The organism is Chryseobacterium mucoviscidosis (assembly GCF_002177115.1).
In the GTDB taxonomy this organism is placed as follows: Bacteria; Bacteroidota; Bacteroidia; order Flavobacteriales; family Weeksellaceae; genus Chryseobacterium; species Chryseobacterium mucoviscidosis.
In genome coordinates, this window is the sequence record NZ_MVAG01000193.1 from 70,872 (window position 1) to 83,328 (window position 12,457).

The following is a 12,457-nucleotide window of genomic DNA, read 5'->3' on the forward strand; positions in this document are numbered from 1 at the left end:
TATGATGTTTAAAAATTATTGATGTTTCTTGTTTTGTTGATGAGGAATAAATCTGCGAGAACAAACGCCGCCAGACTTTCCACCACTGGAACTGCTCTTGGAAGAACGCACGGATCATGACGCCCTTTTCCTTCTACAATTGCCGGATTTCCGTATTTATCCACACTTTCCTGAGGTCTTAAAATCGTTGCCACAGGTTTGAAAGCCACACGAAAATAAATATCCATTCCGTTGGAAATTCCACCCTGAATTCCTCCTGAAAGATTGGATTTTGTGGTAAAATCTTCATTGAAAAGATCGTTGTGTTCTTTCCCCGTCATTTTTGCACCACAGAAACCGCTTCCGTATTCAAAACCTTTTGCTGCATTAATGTTGAGCATGGCTTTGCCTAATTCAGCCTGAAGTTTTGAGAAAACCGGTTCGCCGATTCCTACAGGAACGTTTTTAATCACGCAGGTAATCGTTCCGCCAATCGTGTTTCCTTCTTTTTTAATTTCCTTGATTCTTTCGATCATTTTTTCTGCCGTTTCCGCATCCGGACAACGTACTTCATTGGTTTCGGTTTTCGAAAAATCCAAAGCCTGATAAGGTTTTTCACAGAAAATTTCGCCTACGGAAGAAACGTATGCGTTGATCTCGATATCCGATAAAAACTGTTTTGCTAAAGCTCCGGCAACCACCCAGTTGATGGTTTCTCTTGCAGAAGATTTTCCGCCGCCGCGATAATCCCTCAATCCGTACTTCTGATCATAAGTAAAATCTGCGTGGCTCGGACGATAAGATTCTGCAATATGATCATAATCTTTTGATTTCTGATTTTCGTTTTCGATAATGAAGCCAATCGGAGTTCCGGTTGTTTTTCCTTCGAAAATTCCTGAAAGAAATTTCACTGTATCACTTTCTTTTCTTTGGGTTACGATGGCAGACTGTCCCGGTTTTCTGCGATCCAATTCGTACTGAATTTTATCGAAATCTACCGTTAAACCTGCCGGAAAATTATTGATGATTCCACCGTAAGCCAGACCGTGACTTTCTCCAAATGTTGTAAGACTGAGAAGATTACCTAAAGTATTTAACATACTACAAATTTAAGGCTTTTTCTTCAGATAAAAAGGCTCCCGAAATATGATCTATTTACCGAGAGGATTGATAGTATAAATAACAGATTTTGCCTGTTTTTTTTCCTGATTGTTTAATTTTTTCCAGACGAATCCTTTTTTCAGGTTTTTATCATCAATTAATTGAGGAAATATCCCGAGTTTTTCATCTTGTGAAACATAACCTGCGGAAATAGCGGGGAGCTTAGAATCATAATTAAAAGGATAATTAGAAGAAACATTAAAGTTTAAATTGCCAACCCTGAAAGAATTAAACTTTGTGCTTTCATAGACCGAAGGGTTGTACAACTGTTCTTTTTCAAATTTTCCCATAAAACTTCCCGGATTGAAGCTTGGAAAATAGGTCTTTAAAATATTCGGGAAAGTTAAAAAGCTAATAAAGAGGATGCTTAAAACAGAAAATACCGCTACCGATTTTTTCTGGTTAAAATAATCTCTGAAAAAAATAAAGAAGATCACGAAAAAGACATCCATAAAAAATCTGTACTGCGCTGAAAAAAGAAGAACCAAAACACTTTTAACGATCAGCGAGATACAGATGAAAGTAATGATTCTGTTTTTTTTGATGAAGGTAAAAACAACGAAAATAATCAGACTTACAATAAAAAGAAGATTTATTTTTGCTTTGATTCCATTGAGAAAAAGCCAGTTTCTGATGTAATCAATGGTAGAAAATTTCTGAATTTCTTCATACGAATACTGCATGTCGTATGTTTTCTGAATAGCAAACTGAGAAGATATTTTTAAAATTTCAGGATTGGGTTTCCAGTTTACTCCTAAATCTATTATTGAAACAGGGAAAACCGGATATCCGAATGTGTAAATATTTTTAATGAAAAACAGGAAACCGATTAAAATTCCGAAGATTAAATTTTTTAAGTTGGATTTCAAAATAAAAACAGAGTAGAGAAAACTCAAAACCGGCAGCCAGATCATGGTGGGTTTAATGGTAAAAACAAAAACTGAAAAAGCAAATAGGAGAGTGGTTTGTTTATTTTGTTTTAAAATTTCATTTAGAATGATAAGTGAAAAAACAATAACAGGCAAATCCGGACTTGGTGACTGACAGAAAAATAGTAAAACCGGAATAAAACAAAGCTGAATCCAGCTTTTCTTTTCTATTATATATAAGGTATAAATGATCAGTACAACAGAATTGATTCTTAAAAACGGATCAGTGAAATTTGAAAATCCTGCCTGAAAAATATGCCACACCGACATTTGTCCCAATGTGAGATCGAGGTTGGATATTCCTTTTACCAAACCCAATTCTTTCAGCCATTTTATGGTGGGAACATAATATCCGAAATGGTCTAAAATATAGGGATAAAAAGATCCGCTGAATAAAATAATTAATGAAACTAAGCAGATCAGCGAAAAATCTTTTTTTGAAGAGGCAGTAAAATCTTTATAAAGTTTATCCTTAAAAAAATAAATCAGTCCTATTGCAATAGTAGAAAATTCTACATAACGGTTTAAAGGAATAAAAAATGCAAGAATTGTCCACAATAAGCTTATTCCAAGAATTCCTAAAAGAATTTTTCCGGATATTCCTTCAATTAATTTTCCTGAAAAATTTTCTACAATTTTCCCTGTTCCCATTAAAACAGGAATGAGTAAAAGTGTGGAAAGCAAAAGTAGAATCATAAAAAAAGATTGCCTAAAAATAAGCAATCTTTCTCTTTTATGATGAAAATATAATTTTATCTTGGCTGTACTCTACCGCTTTTTCTATCCTGCGCTCTACCCAAAGTATATCCTGTAGCCCCACCGATTACACCCCCAATGGCTGCACCGGCTCCCGGACTTTTCTTATTAACAATAGCTCCTAAAGCCGCTCCACCTACAGCACCGATGATGGTACCTTTAGCCGCTTCACTCATCCCTTTTTTCTTAGCAGTAGTCTGGGAACTTCCGTTATTGGCATAACTTCCGTTACTCGAACCTGAGCTCTGGCTAGGTCTGTCTCTGTAAACAGTACGGGTTTCTCTTATCACTTGTGGTTTTGCATTGGCAGCAGCAGTTCTTGCTTTTTGTATTTCTAAAACACTGTCTGCTTTTTTCTGTGCTTCATAAGCCATTTTCTCTTTCTCAATGGCTAATTTCTGTTTTTCAATTTCCAACTGTCTCATCTGGAACTCCATTTTCTGCTGTTCCAAAGATTGTTGGGCTATCTGGTCGTCTTTTTTACAGGCAGTCAGTAAAAATACCGACATCAATCCTGTTAATACTATACTTTTCATAACTCAAATTTTTATAAGGATTTTAAGTCAATCCAACTTCGATGTTATACTGTTTTCAATTTTGAAGCCAAAATTCAGTTAAGCAATGTTAAAATTTTTTAACAAATCTTAAATTTTTAATGTAAATCCTTTATCCATAATGGATTTTATGCTGTTAAAAATTGTTGATTTTTGCTTAAAATTTAATTAATATGAATTCTTTATCTTTGAAATACCAAATTACAGTATTATGAAAAAATCAATTGTAAAAATTATGCTTTTTGCAGGCGTAATTGCTGTCGTAAGTTCTTTTTCGACATTTAATGGTGGTTCTGAAAAAAGATATTCACCATCTAAAAACATTTCTCAGACAGAAACGTATCAAATCCGTTTTGGATTACAGGGTCAGAATGGTTCTAAAACACTTTCGGGAAGCTATGATCTTGGAAATTTTGTAGCAACCAATACGGTAACCGGAGAAACTTTTGAAACGTATGGCGGAAGCGGAATGCAGTCTTTGCCTCAGTATTTTGATGGTCTTCCTGCGGGAACGTATACCTTCAGTGCGACACAAGGACAGGGAGGATGGGTAGGTTATGGTTCTGTAACAGCAGAGGTTTCTGAAGCGCAAGTGGATGCGGATGGTTATGTTACCATTTATGTTCCTATTGCCTGGGAAGAGTAGTGCAGACTTATTTACAAATTAGCAAGTATTTTAAGCCTCCTGAGTAAGGGGGCTTTTTTATTTATGACAATAAAGGATTGTTTTATATGTATTGAGTTCTTCGTATTTAATTTGAATTTACAAATTCATAAAACACTTATACTAAAACAGAAAAGATAACGTTATTAAAAAACAAATTTGACTGTGTGAATGATTTAGATAGTTAAATTTTGATGCGTTTTCTGCAAAAAAGATTGTAATTTATACTATATATTATTAAAAAACGAATTAGATTTGCAGTACAACAATAAATTTTCTGCCTATGGTGAATTTTTTTACTTTTTTTCAATTTTATCACAAATTCAATTTCCCGGATAGTTCTTATCCGAAAGAAGATTTCTTAAATAAAATTTATAACTTTCATATCCTAAGAGGATTTAATATGTATTAATATGAAAAAATATCTATTGTTTTTTTTCTTGGCACTTTCATATATACTGAGTGCACAGGTAAATTCTTATAGTTTTTCGCAATCTACGGGAACCTATACAGATTTGCCAAGTTCGGCAACGGTTTTGGCAACAGCTACAGGAAACACAGGTGCGGCATCATTAGACAATGTTGTTTATCCGGTTACTCTTCCTTTTCCTGTTTCCTTTAACGGAAGCAATTATTCTTCCATCAATGTTTCAACAAACGGATTTATTACTTTCGGAGCCACCGCTCCGGGAACGGCTACTTACAGCCCGATTTCCAGCACGGAGGCTTATGCAGGAGCTGTTTCTGCATGGGGTAGAGACTTAAATTCAGTTTTTAATATTGCTTCTAAAACTGGAAGCATCAGTTGGGCTGTTGTAGGTACAGCGCCTAACAGAGAGATTGTAGTACAATGGTCAGACTTCAGACCTTCTTATTCTACTTCTACAACCAGTGTTTATACTTTTTCTTTTCAGATCAGACTTAGAGAAACTACAAACACGATTGCAGTAGTATATAAAGGAGGAAGTTATCTTGCGGGTACTACTTCTGTAAGCGGAACAATTCAGGCGGGATTAAGAGGGGCTACCAACGCTGATTTTAATCACAGACTGAATGCTACCACTGCTTTGTTTACGGCTTCTACTTTGGCAACAGCGAACAGCAGCACCCAATCTTTCAATACAACCGCTGCAACTCCGGGGATGCCTTCGGATGGACTTATCTATACATGGACTCCGCCATCTTGTTTCGGACCTTCTGGTTTTGCTTCTTCGGGAGTTACTACAAACAGTGCTACGGTTACTTGGGCGGCTGCTTCAACGCCTCCTGCAAATGGATATGAGATCTATTACAGTACGACAACAACGGCTCCTGCTACACCACAGATTACAGGTATTGCAGGAACAGCTACAAGTTATACTATACCGGGATTAGCTGCTAATACCACGTATTATGTATGGATTAAAGCAAAGTGCAGCTCGACAACTCAAAGTTCATTAATTGGACCTATTAGTGTTTATACGGGATATTGTACTCCTACAGGCGGTACTTCTTCCACTACATATTATTTAAATAATGTTACGACAACCGGTGGATGGACCAATCTTGCTTACACCGCTACTTCTTATCAGGCTTATGTAAATTCTCCAGGAGTAATATTGAGTTCTCCGGGAAATACGGTGACGGCTAATTTAGCTACATCAGGTGGAAGTACTTATTATTATTACGTATGGGTAGACTGGAATAATGATCTTGATTTTAATGATCCGGGAGAAACAATTCTGGCAACGACAAGTTACACTGCAACTGCAACTGCGAATATTGTTATTCCTGCGGGACAGGCTGTAGGAAATTACAGAGTTCGTACTTCATCATCATTTATCGGAGCTAATACTTCGTGCGGACCTTCTCCGTATGGAAACTTCGTAGATTTTACTTTATCTATTGTAGCGCCTCCAACATGTTTACCTCCAACTGGTCTTGTTATCAGCAATGCGACAACTTCAAGTGCGACAATACAGTGGACGGTTCCGGCTACACCGCCGGCAAACGGATATGATGTTTATTACAATACAACCGGAGTTGCTCCTACAGCAGCAACTGTTCCTCAGTATACTGGTGTTACAGGACCTAGCCAGTTGATCACCGGTTTGGCAGCTAGTACAACGTATTATATTTGGGTGAGAGCAAGATGCAGCAGTTCGGATATTAGTTATTGGTCCGGACCTCGTACGGTTTACACAAACTATTGTGTTCCTACAGGAGGTTCTTCTTCTACTACTTATTATCTGAATAATATTACGACTACTGGTGGATGGACTAATTTAGCTTACACGGCATCGTCGTATCAGGCGTATGTAAATACTCCTAGTGTTGTTTTGAGTTCTCCAGGATTTACGGTAACAACAAATTTAGCGACATCTGGTGGAAGTACTTATTACTATTACGTATGGGTAGACTGGAATAATGACCTAGATTTTAATGATCCGGGAGAAACTATTCTGGCAACAACAACGTATACATCAACTGCAACAGCAAATATTGCCATCCCTGCAGGGCAGGCTTTAGGAAACTACAGAGTTCGTACTTCTTCATCATTTATTGGAGCAAACAGTGCTTGCGGACCTGCTGCATATGGAAATTATGTAGATTTTACATTATCTGTTGTAGCGCCTCCTACGTGTCTGCCTCCAACTGGTCTTGTGATTGCAAACGCAACAACATCAAGTGCAACAATACAGTGGACGGTTCCGGCTACGCCACCGGCAAATGGCTATGATGTTTATTACAACACTACAGGAGTTGCCCCTACAGCAGCAACTGTTCCTCAGTTCACAGGAGTTCCGGGACCTAGTCAATTGGTAACAGGGCTAGCTTCAAGTACAACGTACTATTTCTGGGTAAGAGCAAGATGTAGTGCTTCAGATATTAGTTATTGGTCCGGACCTCGTACGGTGTATACAAATTATTGTTTGCCAACGGGAGGTTCATCATCAACAACAAATTATTTAAAAACAATTACTTCTACAAACGGATTTACAAATCTGAATTATACTGCTACAAGTTACAGTGCATATGTAAATAATTCAGCGACAAGTTTCTCTGTATTGCCTGGAGGAATTGCTAACGTTTCGATGAATGCAGGAACAAGCTCTTATTACTATTATATCTGGATCGACTGGAATAATGATTTGGTGTTTGATCCGGCTACTGAGCAGGTTTATTATTCAGGGGGTTATGTAAATTCTGTAACCAACGCTCCTGTAAGTTCGGTAGGTCGTCCTTCGGGATCTTACCGTGCAAGATTTGCAGCGTCTTATATTGGTACAATTACGCCTTGCGGACCGGCTCCTTATGGTAATTATGTAGACTTTACATTTATCATTAAGCCATGTTCTACAACAGCACCTACGAATGTATATGTGGATGCAATTGCTCATAATGCAGCGACTGTACACTGGACTCCTTCTCCTGATAACCTTGGTTATAAAGTATACTGGAGAAAGAACGGAACGACAGCATGGGTGAATTCCTCAGTTGTAATAGCACCACCGGCTACATCTTATACCATAACTACAGGTTTAGATCCGGCTACAAAATATGATGTAATGGTAGTTGCTGTTTGTAACAATACCGAAGGTACTGCTACTCCGGCTGTGTTTACTACGAGATGTGATCCTACACCTCCGAATGTAACCATAAGTAATATTACCACAAACTCTGCAATCGTAACTTGGGCTCCTATTGTGGCGAGTGCTACTTATGTAATCAGATATAGAATTGTAAGTACAGGAACATGGACTACTGTGAGTATTACTGCACCTCCTTTAAATACATATCCACTTACCGGATTAACTCCGTATACTACATATGAAGTACAGGTGGCGAATATCTGTAACGGTGAAACGACTGTTAATACTTGGTCTAATCCTAAAGTATTTACAACGGAAAGAACGTGTCAGTTGCCTCCTCCGGGACTTACCATTACAGCGATCACTCCTACAACAGCTCAGGTAACTTGGGATCCTTTCCCGGGAGCTACTTATATCTTAAGATACAGAAAAGTAGGAATTCCGAGCTGGACGATGGTACCGTCTAATACCAATACGATTACCCTTACAGGTTTATCTGAATTGACACAGTATGAAATGCAGGTAGCCAACGTTTGCAGCGGAACTCCGGGAACGTATACACTGCCGTATTTCTTCACAACGCCAACGATTGTTTATTGTCAGATGGCATCAACAGGAGCTATAACTTCAGAATATATTTCTAAAGTAACGGTAACGCCAAACGGTAAACCTCAGATGACAAATATTTCTGTAGGATCTAATTATTCAGATTATACAGGAGTTCCAGCTAAATTTATCGAGCTGATTCAGGGATCTACGGATAACAAGATCGTGATCGATAAAAAATTAGCAGGAAACAATAAAGCGGGTGTTGCAGTCTGGATCGATTTCAACAGAAACGGATACTTCGATATCAACGAAAGAATCCTTGCTGACGGACCAAACAGCAATCCTACGGCAAGTACAACATTTACGGTACCTGCAGATGCATTCATCAGTCTGGTAGACTACAAATATGTAGTGATGAGAGTGGCAATGGGCAAAGATATCATTCCGGTAAACTGTACCAACTTCCCAGATGGTGAAGTAGAAGATTACACGGTAAGAATTTCTAAGCTTCCGGTTCCTAATTCAATCAATCAGTCTGATATATTAATCTATCCGAACCCGGTTAGCACAATATTAAATGTTAAGAACATTAGTGCGAGAGGGAATTATAAGATTTATAATTCAGCCGGACAGGTGGTATCAAGCGGTATTATCTTAAACAATAAGATCGACGTTCATAACCTGATAAACGGAGTGTATGTAATCGATATTGAGGATTCTAAAGGAACTGTACAAAAGAAGTTCATTAAAGAATAAAATAATTAATAATTTACACATGATAAGCCTTCAGAAATGAAGGCTTATTTTTTTGGTTTGTTAATAAATGTTAAAACATGAATTATAGAAAAAATTCGATGATTGTAGAATGGTTAATTTGTTATATGCCGGTAATTACAGCAATAAAAGAAAGTTAGGGTAGGTAAAAAAGAAAATATATCCTGTTATAATGAAATTAACAGTTTTTTAATCTTTAATAAAAATTGTTAATTGATGAAATTAATATTTCATATAGATGTATGTAAAACTAACATTTCATAAATTTGCAGTCACTCATGTTTAATTTGAGTTTTCATGGTTATTAGTTTTTATCCTCGTAGAAATACGGGGATTTTTTATTGGTTTAAAAAAGATAGCAAGAGAGAAAGAAGAATAGAAGCTTTTAGTTTTGGTTTTTGGCAAATAAGAACACTTTAAACCTGTCGTTACTGCTGTACCTTTTACAGCTTTCATCCATAAACAAATCGGGCGATTTTTTAAACTCTTCAATGTACTTAAGGCCTTCTTCGTCGATACTTGGAATAATAATGTAATCGTACAGTGTTTTTGTAAACTCGCTGGAATTTTTTAAAATGTTCTTCTTGTGTTTTAATGCTTCGTTAAATGTCATGATTTTAGTTTACGCAAATTTAATCATTATTAAGTGAAAAAAAAGTGTCCTGACGAAGAAATTTTGTATGCAATATCTAATTTTTTTATAAATGTATTGTTTAATTGATTGTATTCCAATTTATTGATGATTTGTTTTTCGTTTTTAAATTAGAACTATTTCTATGATCAGAGTCATATGATACAAGAATAGTAATAACTAAATTTAACAAATAACATTTAAATGTTTTAGTATCTCAGTAAGTTTGCCTCTCATTAGTGAGAGGTTTTTTTTATTATGACTCAGATCATATCAGAAAAAATAGTTTTATTGTAGCTTTAAAACTTCAATTTCCATTCGTTTTAACAGTTTTAGAAACTTCTCAGTTTTTCTGGGAAGTTTTTATTTTCAGGTGCGAAAATCTGTAAAATGAGAAATTGTCGGGAAAAGGTCTGGAAATCATAAAAAAAATCCCTAAACGCTTAAACAGCAATTTAGGGATTTTAAAGAGGTACCTAGCGGATTCGAACCGCTGTAGATGGTGTTGCAGACCACTGCCTAGCCGCTCGGCCAAAGTACCATTTACCATTTTTGAGGTGTGCAAATATAGTAAAATTTATTTTCGAACAAAAATTTTTAAGCAATTTCTTTCGTGCCAATGCTCTCTATTTCGCTTTTTGCCTGTCTTTCAGTCTCATAATTTTTAGTATGAATTACCCTTGTATCGCTCCAACTGTCGTGCCATCCGTTTTCGCCAAGAAAAGAAAGTACATCAAAAGGAACAAGTCTTGAAATATTCCGTATAAAATAATCCTGTAAAGTAGGAGATGTACCGTCTGTCATAATAACTTTCGTTCCTGTAATATATTTGCCTATTGTTTTTCCTTTTGTAAAATATTCCATAAGAAAAGTATATAGAAAATATACAACCGAAGTAAGGATGATATCGGCAAGACGCCCAATTCCGGATAGTTTATAAATCATTGGAGTGAAATAATACATTCCAAAAACATTATCAATAAAAACTAAAGCAATACCAAGAAGGAAGAAGAACAGATTCATCACCAGTTTATCAATAAAAAGATTTGCAAATCTTTGCCATTTCGTTGCTCTGTGGATATCCACAATTTTAAGGTACTTTCTCATGTGTATTAGTTTTTAATAATTTTAAATTCCTGTTAGTGTTAATTTTAAGGTAGCTTTAGTATCAATAACGGCAGTAATTCCGTAAGGATTGAGTAGGATTTTGCTGGGTTTGAGGCTGAATACTTTTCCATTCATTTTTAAGCCCTTATAATATTCTTTATTGAATGCTTCTTCAATACTTTTCTTTGAACTGTTTTCCAGTTCCTGAGTAGGAATTCCGTATTCTTCTTCAATCATTTTTACGATTCGTCCTTTGAAAAGGAGAGTAGCTGTTTTTTGAAGGAAATTTGCCGTTTTCAGGTTGAATTTTGTATTGGACAATACAATTTTCTTTTTGGCTTCATCATACACCGGAATACCTGAAATAAAAGCTTTTCCGTTTACATATCCTTCGGTTTCCGCTTCTATCATCACCTTATCATCAACGCCATATACTTTAATATCTTTAATTTTTACGGATGAACCTCTTACATCATATTCCTTATTCAGAAACATATTTCTCGCAATATTGGTCGCTTCTGTAAACGGAATATTGGCGGTTGTCTGAAGCAGAAACTGATTTCCCAAAGTCGGAATGAAAGTGAAACCGGGAGCCGACTTTATCGCCGGTGAAGAACCGGGCTGACTTCCCGTGAATGTTTCAGAAAAAACATCAATCCCGATGTTGGTATCAATCTGGTTGGCGTAAAATTTTAGAGGAGTGATGTTTACCTTTACCGGAGAAACTTTCAGCCACGTTTTGTATTCTTCAGAAATATTAAAAGGCTGTGCAAAAACATTCCACGCCATTACGGCGTATTGCTGAAAGTTGAGCTGGGTTGCCATTTGGCTGTCGATGGTTTTACAGAATTTCTGCTGTTGTTCCACCAGACTCTTTTCCACCAGAGAAGTAATCGGGATTTTAATTCTCCCGTAATCCAGAACCGGTTTGGTTACCCATCGGAAACCGTTAGGTTTTGTGTTGGTCGTGATCGTCCAGTTATTCTGAAAATTTAATACCGCATTAAAAGACATTACCGTTTCAAAAGTAGTATTCTGGTACGTATAAAGTCCCAATGTTCCGATGCCTTTTTCTGCCCATATTTTCAGAGGAACTTCGATTAATATATTTTGATTCGTTCCTCCTGCAAGACGAATAGGACCGGTTTTCCATACTTTTACTTTAAACTGGTCATTGTCATTATCCGTGTAAGAATCGTCCTGATAAATCAGATCTTTTACCGATGCATTAATCAGATTGCTGATCTCTGAAAGCGGAATGGCAACCGGCATCGTAATACTGGATTTTACTTTCGGAAAATTATAGTTCGGAACTTCAGAACTCATCGTGGTCTGTGCGGAAACAGCCGTACAAAACAGAAGAAATATTATTTTTACAACTTTCAATTGTGTGATTTTTTATAAATGAATATCAGAATTTAAGGCTTAAAACTTTTTTCAAGCTCAATACTTGCTCCTGTCATTTCGCCTTTCATCGGTGGAGCTGTTTTCGTTATTTTTAATTTGATATAATCTACCTGCGGAAATGTCTCATGAATTTTAAAGATGATTCTTCCTGCGACGTGTTCCAGCAATTTAGACTTTATTTTCATTTCCTCATGAATGATATCATTGATGTCTGCGTAACTGATCGTATCTTTCAGATCATCAGACGCCGCTGCATTCCAGAGGTCGGTATGAAGTTCTGCATTTACAATATAATAGGTACCAACAATATTTTCTTCCGGAAGAACACCGTGGTAAGCGTATATTTTTACATTTTCTAAATAAATCGTGCTCAT

Annotated in this window: 9 protein-coding genes and 1 tRNA gene; 2 read left to right on the forward strand and 8 right to left on the reverse strand. The window is 36.5% G+C overall.

What is annotated here, in order from left to right; translation table 11 throughout:
* Window positions 1-8: 8 nt before the first annotated feature.
* Genes aroC through B0E34_RS19835 form a run of 3 tightly spaced genes read right to left on the reverse strand, consistent with a single transcriptional unit; the run spans window position 9 to window position 3,361 of the window.
* Window positions 9-1,079, reverse strand: a complete 1,071-nt coding sequence (aroC, locus tag B0E34_RS19825) for a chorismate synthase (RefSeq protein WP_087712280.1) — start codon at window positions 1,077-1,079, stop codon at window positions 9-11.
* 51 nt (window positions 1,080-1,130) lie between these two features.
* Window positions 1,131-2,765, reverse strand: a complete 1,635-nt coding sequence (locus B0E34_RS19830) for an LIC_10190 family membrane protein (protein ID WP_087712282.1) — start codon at window positions 2,763-2,765, stop codon at window positions 1,131-1,133.
* Between the two features lie 56 nt (window positions 2,766-2,821).
* Window positions 2,822-3,361 carry a YMGG-like glycine zipper-containing protein gene (locus B0E34_RS19835; protein WP_087712283.1) on the reverse strand — a complete coding sequence of 180 codons (540 nt, stop codon included), beginning with the start codon at window positions 3,359-3,361 and terminating at the stop codon, window positions 2,822-2,824.
* Between the two features lie 229 nt (window positions 3,362-3,590).
* Between B0E34_RS19835 and B0E34_RS19840 the strand changes: the two genes are divergently transcribed.
* Both B0E34_RS19840 and B0E34_RS19845 read left to right on the forward strand, forming a co-directional pair.
* A complete protein-coding gene (locus tag B0E34_RS19840; RefSeq protein ID WP_087712285.1) occupies window positions 3,591-4,025 on the forward strand; it encodes a hypothetical protein in 435 nt (144 codons plus the stop codon).
* Between the two features lie 431 nt (window positions 4,026-4,456).
* A complete protein-coding gene (locus B0E34_RS19845; RefSeq protein ID WP_087712287.1) occupies window positions 4,457-8,920 on the forward strand; it encodes a GEVED domain-containing protein in 4,464 nt (1,487 codons plus the stop codon).
* A 403-nt stretch (window positions 8,921-9,323) separates the two neighbouring features.
* Here B0E34_RS19845 and B0E34_RS19850 read toward each other — a convergent pair whose 3' ends face one another.
* From B0E34_RS19850 to folB, 5 genes are all read right to left on the reverse strand, one after another.
* Window positions 9,324-9,551: a hypothetical protein gene (locus B0E34_RS19850; protein WP_076390870.1), complete on the reverse strand. Its 228-nt coding sequence runs from the start codon at window positions 9,549-9,551 to the stop codon at window positions 9,324-9,326.
* Window positions 9,552-10,039: 488 nt separating this feature from the next.
* Window positions 10,040-10,110 (reverse strand) — tRNA-Cys (locus B0E34_RS19855).
* Window positions 10,111-10,166: 56 nt separating this feature from the next.
* The gene (locus B0E34_RS19860) at window positions 10,167-10,676 is read right to left on the reverse strand and encodes an RDD family protein (protein ID WP_087712289.1); all 510 of its coding nucleotides are present in this window, start codon (window positions 10,674-10,676) and stop codon (window positions 10,167-10,169) included.
* 21 nt (window positions 10,677-10,697) lie between these two features.
* Window positions 10,698-12,062, reverse strand: a complete 1,365-nt coding sequence (locus B0E34_RS19865) for a DUF4403 family protein (RefSeq protein WP_087712291.1) — start codon at window positions 12,060-12,062, stop codon at window positions 10,698-10,700.
* 32 nt (window positions 12,063-12,094) lie between these two features.
* Window positions 12,095-12,457: a dihydroneopterin aldolase gene (gene folB / locus B0E34_RS19870; protein ID WP_087712293.1), complete on the reverse strand. Its 363-nt coding sequence runs from the start codon at window positions 12,455-12,457 to the stop codon at window positions 12,095-12,097.

Bases quoted from the DNA above. Each gene is read 5' to 3' on its own strand.
- aroC (WP_087712280.1), bottom strand. From the start codon at position 1,079: ATGTTAAATACTTTAGGTAATCTTCTCAGTCTTACAACATTTGGAGAA.
- B0E34_RS19845 (WP_087712287.1), top strand. From the start codon at position 4,457: ATGAAAAAATATCTATTGTTTTTTTTCTTGGCACTTTCATATATACTG.
- B0E34_RS19840 (WP_087712285.1), top strand. From the start codon at position 3,591: ATGAAAAAATCAATTGTAAAAATTATGCTTTTTGCAGGCGTAATTGCT.
- B0E34_RS19850 (WP_076390870.1), bottom strand. From the start codon at position 9,551: ATGACATTTAACGAAGCATTAAAACACAAGAAGAACATTTTAAAAAAT.
- folB (WP_087712293.1), bottom strand. From the start codon at position 12,457: ATGAGCACGATTTATTTAGAAAATGTAAAAATATACGCTTACCACGGT.
- B0E34_RS19830 (WP_087712282.1), bottom strand. From the start codon at position 2,765: ATGATTCTACTTTTGCTTTCCACACTTTTACTCATTCCTGTTTTAATG.
- B0E34_RS19835 (WP_087712283.1), bottom strand. From the start codon at position 3,361: ATGAAAAGTATAGTATTAACAGGATTGATGTCGGTATTTTTACTGACT.
- B0E34_RS19860 (WP_087712289.1), bottom strand. From the start codon at position 10,676: ATGAGAAAGTACCTTAAAATTGTGGATATCCACAGAGCAACGAAATGG.